General features: G+C 72.1%; 19 protein-coding genes. 12 read left to right on the plus strand and 7 right to left on the minus strand.

What is annotated here, in order from left to right; all coding sequences use genetic code 11:
* The first annotated feature begins 66 nt into the window (after positions 1-66).
* Together SM447_RS00540 and SM447_RS00545 are read left to right on the plus strand one after the other, a co-directional pair.
* Positions 67-696 (plus strand): DUF6642 family protein, encoded by a 630-nt coding sequence (locus tag SM447_RS00540; protein WP_474570721.1) that lies wholly within the window; start codon positions 67-69, stop codon positions 694-696.
* Between the two features lie 19 nt (positions 697-715).
* The gene (locus SM447_RS00545) at positions 716-1,180 is read left to right on the plus strand and encodes a PPOX class F420-dependent oxidoreductase (RefSeq protein ID WP_474570722.1); all 465 of its coding nucleotides are present in this window, start codon (positions 716-718) and stop codon (positions 1,178-1,180) included.
* A 38-nt stretch (positions 1,181-1,218) separates the two neighbouring features.
* On the opposite strand, the gene SM447_RS00550 is transcribed toward SM447_RS00545, so the two are convergent.
* From SM447_RS00550 to SM447_RS00560, 3 genes are all read right to left on the minus strand, one after another.
* Entirely contained in the window at positions 1,219-2,580 is a 1,362-nt protein-coding gene (locus tag SM447_RS00550) for a M20/M25/M40 family metallo-hydrolase (protein ID WP_474570723.1), read from the minus strand.
* Between the two features lie 233 nt (positions 2,581-2,813).
* On the minus strand, positions 2,814-3,458 hold the full coding sequence (locus tag SM447_RS00555) for an NAD(P)-dependent oxidoreductase (protein ID WP_474570724.1): 645 nt from the start codon (positions 3,456-3,458) through the stop codon (positions 2,814-2,816).
* A 122-nt stretch (positions 3,459-3,580) separates the two neighbouring features.
* Positions 3,581-4,807 (minus strand): serine hydrolase domain-containing protein, encoded by a 1,227-nt coding sequence (locus tag SM447_RS00560; protein ID WP_474571217.1) that lies wholly within the window; start codon positions 4,805-4,807, stop codon positions 3,581-3,583.
* A 78-nt stretch (positions 4,808-4,885) separates the two neighbouring features.
* On the opposite strand from SM447_RS00560, the gene SM447_RS00565 reads away from it, so the two are divergent.
* From SM447_RS00565 to SM447_RS00590, 6 genes are all read left to right on the plus strand, one after another.
* Complete coding sequence (locus tag SM447_RS00565; RefSeq protein WP_474570725.1) at positions 4,886-5,482, plus strand: pentapeptide repeat-containing protein; 597 nt, start codon at positions 4,886-4,888, stop codon at positions 5,480-5,482.
* Positions 5,483-5,680: 198 nt separating this feature from the next.
* Positions 5,681-6,613: a hypothetical protein gene (locus tag SM447_RS00570; RefSeq protein WP_474570726.1), complete on the plus strand. Its 933-nt coding sequence runs from the start codon at positions 5,681-5,683 to the stop codon at positions 6,611-6,613.
* Between the two features lie 106 nt (positions 6,614-6,719).
* On the plus strand, positions 6,720-7,157 hold the full coding sequence (locus SM447_RS00575; RefSeq protein WP_474570727.1) for a nitroreductase family deazaflavin-dependent oxidoreductase: 438 nt from the start codon (positions 6,720-6,722) through the stop codon (positions 7,155-7,157).
* A 24-nt stretch (positions 7,158-7,181) separates the two neighbouring features.
* On the plus strand, positions 7,182-7,520 hold the full coding sequence (locus SM447_RS00580) for a DUF1330 domain-containing protein (RefSeq protein ID WP_474570728.1): 339 nt from the start codon (positions 7,182-7,184) through the stop codon (positions 7,518-7,520).
* Positions 7,521-7,611: 91 nt separating this feature from the next.
* Positions 7,612-7,926 (plus strand): hypothetical protein, encoded by a 315-nt coding sequence (locus SM447_RS00585; RefSeq protein WP_474570729.1) that lies wholly within the window; start codon positions 7,612-7,614, stop codon positions 7,924-7,926.
* A gap of 193 nt (positions 7,927-8,119) precedes the next feature.
* Entirely contained in the window at positions 8,120-8,401 is a 282-nt protein-coding gene (locus tag SM447_RS00590) for an adhesin (RefSeq protein ID WP_474570730.1), read from the plus strand.
* Between the two features lie 8 nt (positions 8,402-8,409).
* Here the strand turns inward: SM447_RS00590 and SM447_RS00595 are convergent, their stop codons facing one another.
* Positions 8,410-9,495 (minus strand): beta family protein, encoded by a 1,086-nt coding sequence (locus SM447_RS00595; RefSeq protein ID WP_474570731.1) that lies wholly within the window; start codon positions 9,493-9,495, stop codon positions 8,410-8,412.
* A 95-nt stretch (positions 9,496-9,590) separates the two neighbouring features.
* Here SM447_RS00595 and SM447_RS00600 point away from each other — a divergent pair, with 95 nt between their 5' ends.
* Complete coding sequence (locus SM447_RS00600) at positions 9,591-10,478, plus strand: sulfotransferase domain-containing protein (protein ID WP_474570732.1); 888 nt, start codon at positions 9,591-9,593, stop codon at positions 10,476-10,478.
* A 74-nt stretch (positions 10,479-10,552) separates the two neighbouring features.
* Here SM447_RS00600 and SM447_RS00605 read toward each other — a convergent pair whose 3' ends face one another.
* The 3 genes from SM447_RS00605 to SM447_RS00615 form a co-directional block, all read right to left on the minus strand.
* Positions 10,553-11,041 carry a PepSY domain-containing protein gene (locus tag SM447_RS00605; protein ID WP_474570733.1) on the minus strand — a complete coding sequence of 163 codons (489 nt, stop codon included), beginning with the start codon at positions 11,039-11,041 and terminating at the stop codon, positions 10,553-10,555.
* A gap of 102 nt (positions 11,042-11,143) precedes the next feature.
* Positions 11,144-12,418 (minus strand): sensor histidine kinase, encoded by a 1,275-nt coding sequence (locus tag SM447_RS00610; protein ID WP_474570734.1) that lies wholly within the window; start codon positions 12,416-12,418, stop codon positions 11,144-11,146.
* Positions 12,415-13,110: a response regulator transcription factor gene (locus SM447_RS00615; protein ID WP_474570735.1), complete on the minus strand. Its 696-nt coding sequence runs from the start codon at positions 13,108-13,110 to the stop codon at positions 12,415-12,417. Before SM447_RS00615 ends, SM447_RS00610 begins: the two co-directional genes overlap by 4 nt.
* A gap of 103 nt (positions 13,111-13,213) precedes the next feature.
* Here SM447_RS00615 and SM447_RS00620 point away from each other — a divergent pair, with 103 nt between their 5' ends.
* The 3 genes from SM447_RS00620 (at position 13,214) to SM447_RS00630 (ending at position 14,955) form a co-directional block, all read left to right on the plus strand.
* Entirely contained in the window at positions 13,214-13,711 is a 498-nt protein-coding gene (locus tag SM447_RS00620; protein WP_474570736.1) for a septum formation initiator, read from the plus strand.
* A 206-nt stretch (positions 13,712-13,917) separates the two neighbouring features.
* Positions 13,918-14,325: a hypothetical protein gene (locus tag SM447_RS00625; RefSeq protein WP_474570737.1), complete on the plus strand. Its 408-nt coding sequence runs from the start codon at positions 13,918-13,920 to the stop codon at positions 14,323-14,325.
* A gap of 237 nt (positions 14,326-14,562) precedes the next feature.
* Positions 14,563-14,955: a cupin domain-containing protein gene (locus SM447_RS00630; RefSeq protein ID WP_332906761.1), complete on the plus strand. Its 393-nt coding sequence runs from the start codon at positions 14,563-14,565 to the stop codon at positions 14,953-14,955.
* Positions 14,956-14,958 lie beyond the last annotated feature (3 nt).

Genomic DNA, 14,958 nt, shown 5'->3' on the forward strand with positions numbered 1-14,958 from the left:
GAGGGTGATGTTCCCCGAGCCATCCGGCCCGGTAACGTCAGCGCGGGCGACGACGGGGAGGTGGGCGTGGCGCGTGGCGGCATCTTCTGTGTCGAGGGCCAGTGGCACCGGGATCTCAACGAACGCGGATCCGTGCTGCCCACTCTCGAACTGCTCGAACGCCTGGGCAAGGTCCGCTTCATCCACAAGGACGCGGCCACCCGGGACGAACTGTTCTACTTCATCGACCGCTGGTTGTTGAAGCAGTACGCCGACCACCGGCTCGGCTTCTTCGCCATGCACGGCGAACCCAACCGGCTGTGCCTCACCGACTGGCACTCGGTCGAACTCACCGAGGTGGCCGAGCTGATGGCCGGGCGCTGCGAGGGGCGGCGCCTCTACTTCGGTAGCTGCTCGGTGCTGCGTGCCCCCGAACCGGTGCTCCGGGACTTCCTCGCCGTCACCGGTGCCGCGTTGATCTGCGGCTTCACCCGGGAGGTGGACTGGGTCGAGTCGGCGGCGTTCGAGACGGTCCTGCTCGACGTGCTCGCCAACGGCCGCCGGCACAACGCCGCCGAACTGCGGATGGGCTCGGCGCACTGGGCGCCGCTGGCGTCGTACCTGGGCTTCCGGATCATCTACGCCAACGGGCGGGCCTGGCGGCCGTCGATGCGCCCCCGCGTGCCCAGTCAGCCGTCCGCCGGCCAGCACGCCTGACGCCTGGTAGAAACGAGCGATGTCACCCACGATCGCTCGTAACACCCGGGTGAACCGGGACGAGCTACTCGACTTCCTCCGCCCCCGGCACCGGGTGGTGCTGATGACCACCCGCGCGGACGGCCGGCCGCAGTCGTCACCGGTCGCCGCCGGGGTCGACGCCGAGGGACGGCTGGTGATCTCCAGCTATCCCGAGCGCGCGAAGGTCGCCAACATCCGCCGCGACCCGCGGGTGTCCGCCTGCGTGCTCTCCGACGACTGGAACGGGCCGTGGGTACAGGTCGACGGCACCGCCGAGGTGCTCGACCTGCCCGAGGCCCTCGAACCGCTGGTGGAGTACTTCCGCTGCATCTCCGGCGAGCACCCGGACTGGGACGAGTACCGACAGGCGATGCAGCGCCAGGGCAAGTCGCTGATCAGGATCACCATCACCGGGTGGGGCCCGATCGCGACCGGGGGCTTCCCGGCCCGACTGGCCGAGTGACGCGGGCGGGGCGCGGCGGGTGCCGCGCCCCGCCGGACTCAGCGTCGGGCCGTCGCGTACGTGGCGCAGCCGATCAGCTCCATCGACACCTGGAGCCGCTCCAGGCTGATGTTCTTGGCGATGGTGTCCTCCGGGCTGTGGTACGGCGGCTCCAGCAGCGCCGGTGACTCCTCACCGCGCCAGGAGAAGTTCGCACTGGCGATACCGACCTCCTGGAACGACTGGTGGTCGCTGGCGCCGCGCTGGGTGACCGGGGAGATCTGCGGCTCGTAGCCGAGCCGCCGGGCGGCGGCGGCGACCTCGTCGGTGGCCCGGTTGCTCTCACCGGTGAACGACAGCAGCCAGTACCGGGTGGCCGGGTCCCAGCTCGTGGCGACCATGTCGTTCTGGTAGACGGCGAGGATCCGGTCCCGCTCGGGCTGCGGCAGCTGGGCGACGTAGTAACGGGATCCGATCAGTCCCTGCTCCTCGGAGCCCCACAGGGCGAACCGCACGGTGGCGTCGATCGGCACCGCCTTCAGCACCCGGGCCAGTTCCAGGCAGAGCACGGTGCCGGAGCCGTCGTCATTGGCGCCCGGAGCGCCGATGACCGAGTCGTAGTGGGCGCTGACCATGACGACCGGACCGTTGCGACCCGCCCGACCGCGCCGCTCGGCGAGCACGTTGTGCGAGGTCAACCCCCGGTGGGTGGTGGTGGCGATGGTCAACGTCAGCGGGCCGGCGGCCAGCAGCGCCCGTAGCCGGTGCTTCTGCGCCTGGGCCACCCCGACGACCGGGATCGGCAGTGGAGCGGCGGCGGAACCGGGCAGCGTGGGGGAGAACGCCGACGCCCGGCGCGGCTCCACCAGATCGGCCGGAAGGAAGATCACGGCGGCGGCCCCGGCCGCCACGGCGGTGGCGGCGAGCTGCTCCCGCGCGGCCGCGACGTAGTCGACCAGCACGATCCTGCCGCTGACGTCGGCCGGGTAGTCACCCGGCGCTCCGGCCCCGACGTCGACGACGGAACCGGTGACCGTGACGTCCAGGGCGGCCTGACCACTCGCCCCGGCCTGCCAGTTGAGGTCACCGGGCAGTCCGGCGGGCGAACCGAGCTGAGCGAGGAACTTGTCGGCGACCGGGAAGGGCTGCAGGGTGGTGTCGTAGCGCAGCTTGTCGAGCTGACTGGCGATGTAGTGCGCGGCCCGGCGCTCCGAGTCGGTGCCACCGATGCGCGGACCGATGTCCTCGGAGAGCACCTTCAGGTGCTGTAGGGCGCGCTCCGCCGACAGCTGGGCGATCACGACCCGGTCGTGCGGGGTGAGGGCCGGGGGCCGGTGCGCGCCCGGGCGCTGGTCGGTCGCTGCCCAGGCGGGCGCGGGCAGCGCCACGGTGGCGGCGCCACCGAGTGCGACGGTCAGCATCCGTCGCCGGTCGAGCAAACCTGATCCGGTGGAGCGGGACGATTCGTGCGGGGATGTCACGGTGTCGTCGAGCGAAGCCAAGACGGCGCCCTCCTGATTCGAGGTCCGACCCGCGCGTCAGGGGTGTGACGCCCGGGTCACAGAGACTCGAATCTATCCGGCGAGCTGCCGTTACTCAAGATCAGATTAGTGATGGCTCGGTGGGGTGGCGCGCCGCGGTCCGCCCTCCGGTTTCAGTACGCGGCCGTGAAGCGTGCATTCTGGAAGCGTCCGTTCTCGATCTCGTCGACCACCGCGACCGCCAGATCCTCGTAGCTGAGCACGCTGCGGCCCGCTGCGTCGGTCACCGGCTGGTCGGCGCCGGTCCGGTACCGACCGGTGCGCTCACCCGGATGGAACTCAAGTGGTGGCGGAGAGACGTACGTCCAGGTCACGCCGTCGGCCGAGGAACGGTAGACGTCCAAGGCCTCCGCCTGCCCCAGCGCGGCGTCCCGGTACTCCTCGGGAAAATCCGGATCGTCCAACAGCCGGGTGCCGGCCGGGGTGAGCAGGGTGGCCCCGCCGCCGACGTGGATCACCCGGGGTGCCGCCGGCATCCCGCGCAACGCGTCGAGCACGCTCCGCGCCGCGTCCGGCCACAGCGAACGGCCACCACCGCCGATCGCCACCACCAGCGCGTCCGCCTCCGGTGCCAGCTCCCGCACGCTGCGTTCGCTGGTCGCGTCCCCGGTGACGACCCGGACCCCGGCCGGTAGGAAGGGCGCGTCGGCCTCGGGGCGGCGTACCGCGGCCACCACCCGGTGTCCGCGGTCGAACGCTTCCCTGACGATCCGGGAACCCGCGGTGCCACCCGCACCGAACACGACGATGTTGCTCACGCCGCCGCTCGCTTCGCTCCGCGGCGGCGCGAGGCGCCCGCTGCTGCATTGGCTGGTTCGCTCGCACGCTCGCTCACGTCCTCAGGCTAGGCAGCAGACCTGGTGGGCGTCGGCGGAACCGCTCAGTCGACCAGGGCCGAGTAGACCAGTTGGCGTAGCTGCGGGCGGATGGGCCAGGTGCTTGACGGCATCAGCTGGGTGAAGAACATGGCGGTGATCTCCTCCGCCGGATCGACCCAGAACATGGTGCTGGCCACCCCACCCCAGTAGTACTCGCCGACGCTGCTCGGCAACCGGCTCGGTACCGGGTCGTCGACCACCGCGAAGCCGAGGCCGAACCCGATGCCGTCGAAGTTCGTCTCGGCGAACCCGCCGGTGGACAGGGCGCCCAGGTCCTGCCCGTCCGGCAGATGGTTGCGAGCCATGAACCGCACCGTGCGCGGGGCGAGCAGGCGGATGCCGTCCAGCTCGCCACCGCGCAACAGCAGTTGGGTGAAGCGGTGGTAGTCAGCGGCCGACGAGATCAGTCCACCGCCGCCGGAGAGCAGCACCGGCTTCTCGTGGGCCAGCACGCCGAGCGCGTCGTGACGAACCGCGCGACCCGACGCCGGGTCCGGCACGTACAGGGCGGCCAGCCGCTCGGCGTCGGCACCGTCGACGTACCAGCGAGTGTCGCCCATGCCGAGCGGGCGCAGGATCCGCTCGGTCAGGAAGGTGTCGAGGCTCTGCCCGGAAACGACCTCGATCAGCCGGCCGAGCACGTCGGTGGCGACCGAGTAGCCCCAGGCGGTCCCGGGTTGGAAGAGCAGCGGCAGCTCGCCGAAGACCTTGCAGGCCTCGGCCAGGTCGACCTCTGCCGGTGGGTAGAGGTCGTAGCCGGCGGCCCGGTACAGCCCGTCGACCACGGAGGTCTGCATGAAACCGTAGGTCAGCCCGGCGGTGTGGGTGAGCAGGTGCCAGATCCGGATCGGCTCGATCGCCGGAACGGTGTACGGCCTGAGTGTCGAACCCTTCGAGTAGACCCGCATCTCGGCGAACTCGGGCAGCCAGCGCCCGATCTCGTCGGTCAGCTCGAAGCGGCCCTCCTCCCAGAGCATCATCGCCGCCACCGAGGTGATCGGCTTCGTCATCGAGTAGATCCGCCAGAGGGTGTCCGGCTCCACCGGGGTGCCGGCCTCGCGGTCCCGCAGCCCGTACGTCGAACTGTGCGCGATCTCGCCGCGGCGGGTGACCACCGCCTGCCAACCGGCCAGTCTCCCGGCGTCGACGTACCGGGCGAAGTGCTCGTCGATCCGGGCCAGCCGCGTCGGGTCGAATCCGAGATGCTCCGCCTCGATGCTGGGTGCCATGCTCACCCCAGCGAACCTACCGGCCGGTATGCGGGGCGGGGAAGCCGTGTTGTCGGGGTCACTGGCTAACCTCCTGACATGCCGGAGCCGACGGAGGACGTCACCTTCCACGACGAGGACTGGTACGCGGAGGACCTGGCCGACCGCCGCTTCGTCGGCTGCACCTTCCACCGGGTGGACCTCACCGAGGCGGCCAGCCGCGGCGCGGTCTTCGAGGGCTGCACCTTCGGCGACGTGGCGTTCAACGTCTCCCGGCACACCGACTCCGCCTTCACCCGGTGCGTCTTCATCCGCTGCAACCTCTTCGAGGCGGAGTTCACCGGCTGCAAGCTGGTGGGCAGCACCTTCGACCGCTGCGACCTGCGGCCGTTGACGGTCACCGGGGGCGACTGGTCGTTCCTCACGCTCGCCGGTGGTGACCTGCGCGGCGCTCGGTTCGACGGGGTACGAATGCGCGAGACCGACCTGTCCGGGACCGACCTGACGGGTTCGACGTTGACCGGGTGCGACCTGTCCGACGTGCAGTGGCGTGGCGCCCGGCTGTCCGGTGCGGACCTGCGCGGCAGCGACCTGGGCGGGCTGGATCCGACCGTGGTGCACCGCGCCGGGACGGTCATCGATCTGATGCAGGCGGCGACCCTCGCCCGGGCTCTCGGCTTCGACATCCGCGACTGACCCGTGGTGGGGAGACGTCGACGGATGCCCGAACGCCGTCCGTCCGCGACGGACCGGGCCTGAGGGGTGTGCCCCGAAGAGCCTGTGTCAGAGTCTTCAGGCCTAGCGCCGAGGGTCCCGGCAGTGCCAATGTGAGGTGTCCACACAACCGGGTGGAGTGTGCCGGTGCGAGTCCGGTCCGGCAGAAGTGGAGAGTCGGTGGCGGAGGAAATCCCCCCACGGGCAGCTCGCCGCACCGGCTCCGCCGGACGACGCGGACCGGTGAGCGGGCGGCAGCTTCCCGGTCAGGACCATGAGACCCGCGCTGCCCGGCGGCTCGCCCGAGCCCGTCGGCGTCGCCGCTGGGCGTTGGAGGGGATCGCCGCCCTGGCGGGGCTGCTCGCCCTGGTCGGGTACGTGCACTGGTGGTCGGAGCCCAGCCCGGAGGAGTCGGCCGAGCCGGACGGCCTGCCCGCGGTGGTCGGACGCCCGAGCCTGCCCAGCACCGCGCCCACCGCTCCGGCCGTGCCCGGGCTGCGGCCCCGGGAGCGTCCTCCCAGCCCCAGCCCCACACCGAGCCCCACGTCGACCGGTCCGACACCGACGGGGGCGCTGCTAACCGTCGATCGCGCGGACATCCCGGCGACGGTGAACCTGAGCCGGGTGGGCGAGCGTGACTGGGTGCACTGGGGACTGGGCGGTGCCGGGACGACGGTGCGCAAACGCGACGGCTCCAGAGAGATCCGCGACCTGGGCGGTCGGGGTGAGCGGGGCGGCTGGGACGGCAACCAGGAACTCTTCCGGTGGCGCGACGGGGCGCCGGTACGGTCCGCCGACCCCACGCCCGACGGGGTGTACACCTGCGGGACGGGCAGTGGCTTCAGCCTCGCCGTCGACGCCGACGGACAACCCCGTACCGTCACCGTCTACCTGGGTGTGTGGATGGCCCGGGGCCGGTTGGAGGCGCGGCTGAGCAGCGGTGGTCCCAGCCGTACGCTCCAGCTGGAGGAACGGCACACCAGCCAGTCCACCGGCGCGACCATCCGGTTCCAGGCCCCGAAGGGCACCCGGCTGCTGCTCACCTGGACGGTGGAGGAGAGCTTCACCCCGCACTGCGGCAACGTCGGCCTGCAGGCCGTGGCGTTGCGCTGACCGGGCCGGAGCGTGCCGTTCGGCTGTCACGCCGGTCGTTGCCCGGCCGGTGGCCCGATTCGCCAGTAGCCTGGTCGGCGACCGACGTACGAGACCGGGAGGACCTGTGACCACAGGCGACAAGGTGTTGGACAGCCCCACGAACTGGGTGGCCGAGCACATCAGTCGATACGTCGAGACCGACGGTGCCGACGGGCACGAGTGGCGGCCGGGCGTCTTCACGCTGCTGCTGACCACTCGGGGCCGGCGCAGCGGCGCGCTGCGGCGCACCGCGTTGATCTACGGCCGGTCCGGCGACGCGTACGTGGTGGTCGCCTCGCAGGGCGGCGATCCCCGGCACCCGGCCTGGTATCTCAATCTGCTGGCCGAGCCGCAGGCCGAGGTGCAGGTCGGTGCCGAGCGATTCACCGCCCGGGCCCGGACCGCCACGCCGGAGGAGAAGGCGCGGCTGTGGCCGGTCATGACCAGCATCTGGCCGGCCTACGACGACTACCAGGCGAAGACCGACCGGGACATCCCGGTGGTGCTGCTCGAACGCGACTGACGAGACGACCGGGGAGGACGATCGATGCCCGCCTACGCGCTGGCCCACCTGCGGAACCCGCAGGTCAACGAGGACATTCTGAACTACCTTGAGCGGATCCAGGCCACGCTGGAGCCCTTCGGCGGCCGGTTCGTGGTGCACGGCCCGGAGGTGGACGTGCGTGAGGGTGAATGGCCGGGGAGCGTGGTCATCCTCGAGTTCCCCGACCGGCAGCAGGCGCACGCCTGGTACGACTCGCCCGCGTACCAGGAGATCCTGCCGCTGCGCACCCGACACATCGACGCCTCGGCCATCATCTTCGACGGGGTCGGTCCGGGCTACGACCCGGGGCAGACCGCCGCGGCGTTGCGGGCCGCCGGCTGAGCCGCCGGGACAGTTTGTCCGTCACCCTGGGTCCATCGGATCGTAACGTCCTGCTGTCCGTGTTCGACTGTCCTGTGTGGAGGCCAGGCCGATGAACAGCAGCAGTACCGTCCGTCCGTCCCCGCCCACCGGCGAGCGGACGGGGGTGGGGCTGCGGGAGATCCCGCTGCCGCCGTACGTGACCGCCGAGGATGCCCAGTTCGCCGTGCGGGCCGTCGTGGTGCACGCGCCGAGGAGATGGTCGGGCGGCACGGTCTGCCGCAACGACGCCAGCCCGCACCCGTGCCGGCTGCACCGGTGGGGCACCCGGGTGCTCGCGCTGCGCGGCCTGCACGACGCCGACATCGCCGCGTTGATCGAGCGTGGCGACCCCGCTGCTCCGCTGCCGCCACGGTCACCGGCCTGAGCGAGAAGGGGGGCGTAGCCCGCACGAATACCCGACCGGCGGGCGTCCATGCCTCCGATCGAGCTGACATCGCTCTATTTGACGGATGCCTCGGCAGCGGGCACCGTGGAGGGCTGGAGGGGCCTTGAGCTGCCCCGATGTGGCGGTGAGTGGCACCGCCCGGGAGCCGAGAACACCCACGAGGAGTCCCACCATGCTCACGATGACCGACAATGCCGTCCTGGTGATCCGTGATCTCGCCGCGCAGCAGGACGTCTCGGAGGGCGGCGGCGTACGTATCGCCGCGGACACCGCGGCCGGTTCGCTCTCCGTCGAGCTGGTGCCCGCACCGGCCGAGGGCGACCAGGTGGTCGACAACCAGGGCGCGCGGATCTTTCTAGACTCCGACGCGGCCGATCTGCTCGGTGACGCCTCGGTGGACGCGACCGTCGACGACGAGGGCGTCGTGCAGTTCGGGTTCACCGAGAAGGAGTAGATCTCCGCTCAGCCCGCGCGGCGGGTCTCGCCGCCGCGTTGCGTCCGACCGCGCGTCGGCGGCGTCCCGGCGGTACGCCGGACGCCGCCGCCACGGGCCGGTCGGCCCAGCTCATCCAGTACGTGGGCCAGATGGTGCGAGGTGCTCCACGCCGTCCAGTTGGTGGCCGAGCCGGCACCTGCGCCCCGTCGTGCCCGACGTGCGATCTCGTGATCGCCCCAGGAGAAGCTCGCTCCCGTCGCTGGCCAGTGCGGTCCCGACACCAGCGTGCGGCACAGGTCGGCGACCCGCTGGTCACCTTGGCCCCGCCGGCGCGACCAGCGGTGGACCCACCAGGCACCGTCGTCGGTGTAGGGGACCGTCAGGTGGCGGTCGACGGCCGGCTGAGCAGGGATCGTGGCCGGCGCGACGCCGTAGTCACCGAACGCCACGCCGAGGTCGGCCAGCCGTTGCCAGAGCAGCCAGTCCCACCGTTCAAGCCGGACGGGTTCGTCGGTGGCCAACCGGGACAGCGTCGGCGGCATCCCACCGGCCACCACGCTCACCGACCGCCAGGCGTGCCGCCGGGCCCAGTCCAGCACCCGCCGGGCCCGGTTCTCCGCCAGCCGGACGTCTGCCGGGCAGCACACGTCACCGCAGTCGACCAGCAGGTCGCACTGCTCCGGGGCCAGGCGCGCGTGCCGTCCGATCCGTTCCAGGACCGCGGTGGTGGCGTCGGGGCCGGCCCGGTCCCGGCGGAGCCGCAGGCGTACCACGGCCCGCCCGGTGTGCGCCCGGGCGGTCATACCCAGCGTCGCCAACCGCCGCTCACCGTCCGCCAGGCCGATCACCGGCACCAGCGGTACGCCCAGACGGGCCAGCTCCGACGCCGCCGCGTCGGGTAGGGCGCCGGTGTCGACGGCCGGGAGCAGCCCGGACGGCAACCGAGCCAGCAGGTCGACAAAACTTTTGTCTACTTCGGACAGTTCCAGGATCGGGCTGAGCATCGGGGACCGGGCGTCGTCGAGGTGGCCGAGCGCCTCCAGTTCGCCGCGCCGTGCGGCGAGAACGGGGCGGTAGACCGGCTCCTCCGCCCAGCCCCGGGGGGCGGGCATCATAATTCAATGTAGCCAGACGATTACCCACCTCCCAGGGCGGAGCAGCGGGAATTCCCCCGACAGGTGTCAGCTCCCCGACTATCCTCGCGGCGGTGCCCGACACCCCGATCCGATACCGGTCCGCCGACGAGGACAGCGCCCGCTGGCAGGACTTCACCCTGCGCCCGGGAGACATCGTGATCAGCACCCGCTCCAAGAGCGGGACGACCTGGATGCAGATGATCTGTGCCCTGCTGGTGCTGCGTACGCCGGAGCTGCCCGCGCCGCTGACCGAGCTGTCGCCCTGGCTCGACTGGCTGGTGGAGCCCCGGGACGAGGTGTACGCGCGGTTGGCCGCGCAGCGGCACCGTCGCTTCATCAAGACCCACACTCCGCTGGACGGCCTGCCGAGCGATCCCCGGGTGCACTACGTGGTGGTGGCCCGCCATCCGTTGGACATGGCGGTGTCACTGCACCACCAGGGTGCCAACCTGGATCGTGCGCGCCTCGCCGAACTGACCGGTCAGCCCGTACCGCCGGAGCCGGACCGGCCACGGCCGTCGGTCAAGCAGGCCCTCGTACGCTGGATCGAGGCGAATCCGGATCCGCGCACCGAACTGGATTCGTTGCCGGGCGTGCTGTTGCACCTGGGCGACGCCTGGGCCCGCCGGCACCGGCCGAACGTCCATCTCGTCCACTACGACGACCTCCGGGACGACCTGTCCGGGCAGATGCACCGCCTGGCCCGACGTCTTGACCTCGAACCTCCCGGACCCGAGCTGGTGGAGGCGGCCACCTTCGAGCGGATGCGAGCCCGCGCCGACCGGCTCGCGCCCGACCCGGCCGGCGTGCTGAAGGATCGCAACGCCTTCTTCCGCAGTGGCCGGTCCGGTCAGGGCAGCTCGCTGCTCGACGGGGAGACGCGGGCCCGCTATCACGCCCGGGCCGCCGCCCTGGCACCGTCGGACCTGCTGGCCTGGCTGCACCGAACCGGGACGTGACGGTGACGCCCCCGGAGGGCGGGTGCCGCTCCAGGGGCGTCGGTGGGCCGGCGGCCGGCCCGAGGGGGACCGGATCAGTCGTCGTCCCGGTCGTCATCGTCGTCCACCGGCTCCTGCTCGGCCTTGACGATCTCACCGGTCTGCCGGTCGACGTCGATCTCGTGCTCGGTGTCGCCGTTGACGATCTCGATCTCCCAGACCGGCCGGCCGTTCTCCCGGTCCCGGTCGGTCTCGGTGATCCGGCCACCACCGGCGTGTGCCAGCGCGATCTCACCCGCCCGCTCCCGGCTCACCGCATCATCCTCGGTGGCCGACTGGCCCTGCTCCGTCGGAGCGCCGGTGGGGCTGACCGTGGTCGCGCCGGACGGGTCGACCGTGGTGGGCGGGGTCGCGGTGGGGTCGTCGGGAGTGCTGACGGTCGTCGGGGCGCCGGTCGCCGCGGTCAGGGTCGTCTGCCGGACCCGGTCGCCGTCCGCCGCCGCGACGCCCAGGAACACCCCGGCCACCGTGAGCACCGCCGCCGCGCCGCCGACCGACGCCAGGATCAGGGGGTTGCGCTTCATCGTCTGCACCTCTCCTCGGTTGTTGCATCGAGGATCGGTCCCCGGGCGATAGCGGCGCGCTGTCCGAACCCTAAGCCCGGGTTAAGGACGTCCGGCGGCCCGTCAGGGTTTCGGCCGGCCGAGCCGGAGCGTCACCTCGGCCCCGCCGCCGGGCCGCTCGCCCAGTTCCAGCCGGCCGCCGCTGGCCTGGGCCGCCCGGCGGGCGATGTCCAACCCGAGCCCGGTCGAGCCGGCCTGGCTCGCTCCCCGGCGCACCGAGTCCGCCGTGATACCGGGGCCCTCGTCGGCGACGGTCAGGACCACCTGATCGACGGCGGCGCCGAGCCGGACGGCGAAGGCGGTGCCGTCCGGGGTGTGCGCGAAGACGTTGCCGAGCAGGGCGTCCACCGCCGCGGCCAGTTCATCGCCCGGAACACCGACGGGAAGCGGTCCGGGTGCCAGGTCGAGGTCGACCGCCCGGCCGGTCTCCTCCGCCAGCACCGACCAGAACGCCACCCGGTCCGCCACCGTCGCCACGGCGTCGGCGACCACGGCACCGTCGGCGGGGGTACGCCAGCGGGCCTGCCGGATCAGCCCGGTGACGGCCCGCTCGAGCCCGTCCACCGCGTCGGTCACCCGGGCGGCGTCCTGCGGATCGCGCAGTGACTCGGCCTCCAGACGCAGGGCGGTCAGCGGCGTACGCAGTCGGTGCGACAGGTCGGCCACCTGTTCCCGCTCCTGCACCAGCAACTCCTGGATGCGGCCGGCCAGGTGGTTGAGGGCGCCGCCCACCTCCCGCAGCTCCGCCGGCCCGGACGGGTTCACCCGCGCGTCCAGTTCGGCGTTGGCCAGCCGGTGCGACACCTCCGACAACTCGCCGATCGGGCGGACCAGGGTGCGGGCCAGCCGGTCGGCGACGGTCAGCGCGATCAGCACCAGCAGCGCGCCGAGCAGCGCCAGCACCAGCCAGGCGCGGCCCACCCCGGAGGTCATCTCCGCCTGCGGCACGACGGTGCGGATCACGGCGGTGCCGTCCGCGCGACCCTGCACCGCGATGACCACCTCCCGACCTTCGGCCGTCTCGGCGGTGAGGCTCTGCCCGCGCCCGGCCAGCTCCACCGCCGGGGTGCGGTCGGCCGCCGAGCCGAGCACCCTGCCGTCGGGCAGGAACACGCTGACCGGGCGGGCCGATTCGGCGGCGAGCTGCTCGACGGTGAGCCGTACCGTCTCCGCGTCGGCGGTGCCGACCACGGGGGCGAGGCTCTGTGCGTCGGCCGTGGCCCGCACCGTCGCCCGGTCCTCGGCGGCGGTGCGTAGCAGCAGTGCCAGCGGCACCAGGAAGGCGATCACGATGAGGACGCTGACCGCGGCGACCAGCAGCGCCAGGCGTGCCCTCACCCGCCGACCTCCGGGGTGACCAGCCGCACCCCGACCCCGCGTACGGTGTGCAGGTAGCGCGGGTGCTGGGCGCTCTCGCCGAGCTTGCGACGCAGCCAGGACAGGTGCACGTCGACGGTCTTGTCCGCGCCGCCGTACGGGATCTGCCACACCTCGGTCAGCAGCTCCCGCTTGGTCACCACCTCGCCGACCCGGGTGGCCAGGTGCCGCAGCAGGTCGAACTCGCGTGGGGTCAGTTCGACCGGTTCGCCGTCGAGGCTGACCTGCCGGGAGCGGGGGTCGATCCGCAGCCCACCGACCACCACCGTCGGGTCCTCCTCGGCCGGCCCGCCGGGTCCGCGGCGCAGCACCGCGCGTACCCGCGCGTCGAGCTGGGCGGCGGTGAACGGCTTGACCACGTAGTCGTCGGCCCCCGCGTCGAGCACCCGGACGATCTCCCGCTCGTCGTCGCGGGCGGTGGCGACGATGACCGGGACGGCGCTGACCGCCCGCAGCATCCGTAGCAGCTCGCGGCCGTCGAGGTCGGGCAGCCCCAGGTCCAGCACGACCAGATCGGGGCGGTCGTCGAGGGCGTCGCGCAACCCGGTCATCGCGCTGGAGGCGGCGGCCACGGCGTGTCCCCGCTCGCGCAGCGCCCGCACCAGCGGGGTACGGATGGTCAGGTCGTCCTCGATCAGCAGCAGGCGGGCCACAGCAGGCAGGGTATCCCCGGCGGTGGTCGCTGGCCGGTTGCGTTAACTCTCCCTTAGCGTTGCCCGAAGGTCGCCCCAACCCGTTATCGGGGATCATCGGGTGATGGGCCGTCGTACCTTCCTCGCCGTGGCCGGATGGCTGGCCACGGCGGTCGTCGCCACCCTGATCGGGCTCGCCGCGATCCGGTTGGTGGGTGAGAGCCTGACCGGGACGCCGGGCGGGGTCCGCAGTCAGGAGGAGATCGCCCGCGCGTTGGCCGAGCCGGTGCCGACCGGCGCCGCGACGCCCGGCGGCGCACCGACCGGGACTCCCGGCACCGATCCGAACGGAACGCCGTCGAGCCCGGAGTCGCCGGCCGGTCCGAGCGTGGAGCCGGAAAACCGGCGCAGCTTCGCCACGGTGGGCGGCAGTGCGGTGGCCGAGTGCCGGCCGGGTGGCGTGTACCTGGTCTCCTGGTCGCCCCGGCAGGGCTACCGGGTCGATGACGTCGATCGTGGCCCGGACGACGACGCGGAGGTCACCTTCGTCGGTCCGAGCGGCGAGTACGAGCTGTCGGTGCGGTGCGTGGGCGGCGTACCCGCGCTCGACCCCGACGCCTGAGCACCGTACACGTTTGCGGCATCGCCGCAGGTCAACGCCATGATCGACTCGCCTTCTGTCCTTGATCGGACAGCTGTTCGCCTGGCTACCGACGGGGAACGCGACATACGTTCGATACACAAAGGGGGCGATCGGTGCTGATCCCCCTTTAGCCGCCGCAACCAACTCAACCCGCCTGGGCGCTGTTCGGGCTGGGAAGGAGTGCGATGTCCAGCGCGAGGGCCAGGAGCAGAGGAGAACCCCAGCCGGTGCCGGAGGACGAGGCGACCGCCCACGCCGACGCCGAACACACCACCTGTGCCGGTGCCGGCATGCCGTTGAGCGCGCGAGTCCTGTTCGCCGTGGTCAACGCCGAGGGCCTCCTGGTCCGTGGGCTGGGGGCGGCGGCGGCCAACCGGTTGCGGACCGGCATGTACCAGGTGGTCTTCGATCAGGATGTGACCGGTGCCAGCCTGATCGGCACGGTCGGTCTCGCGGGCAGCTCCGGGCTGCCCCCCGTCGGCCAGATCGCGGTCGCCGGCCGTACCGGCATTCCGAACGCGGTCTTCGTGACCACCTTCGACAGCGCGGGTGCCGCCGCCGACCGACCCTTCCACCTGGCCGTACTTTCCTGAACGCCGGACACGAGCGCGCGGCGCCGCTGACCCGGAGGTCGAAACCGCGCCGCGCTCGGCCGTCTCCCACCGTCGCAGCCGTACGGCGGTACGTCAGCGGGGACCTGGCATGACCGGTCGTACCGGTCGCTCGTGTCGATCCCCGCTCGGTGGCGGTCCAAACCCTCGGTCGGCCGTCAATTCCACCATCTGCGAAGGACGGCGTGCGCCGGCCCGCGGTGGGGTATGTGTCGGAGCATGGAGCACTTCACTATCGCGACCGTCGCCGAGAAGAGCCCGGACTTCCGGCGGGTGCTGTGGACCGGGAAGCACACCCAGTTGGTGATCATGACGATCCCGCCCGGCGGAGAGATCGGTGAGGAGGTCCACGAGGACATCGACCAGATCCTGACCTTCGTCAGCGGCACCGGTGAGGCGCAGGTGGCCGGAGAGAAGCGTGAGGTGGTGCAGGGCGACCTGGTGGTGGTACCGGCCGGCACCCGGCACAACTTCGTCAACACCGGGCCGAACCCGCTGGTGCTCTACACCGTATACGGCCCGCCGGAGCACGCCGACCAGGCCGTCCACCACACCAAGGAGGAGGCCGACGCCGCCGAGGCCGCCGGCGAGGACGAGCCACCGACCTCCTGACCC

The organism is Micromonospora aridisoli (assembly GCF_056150025.1).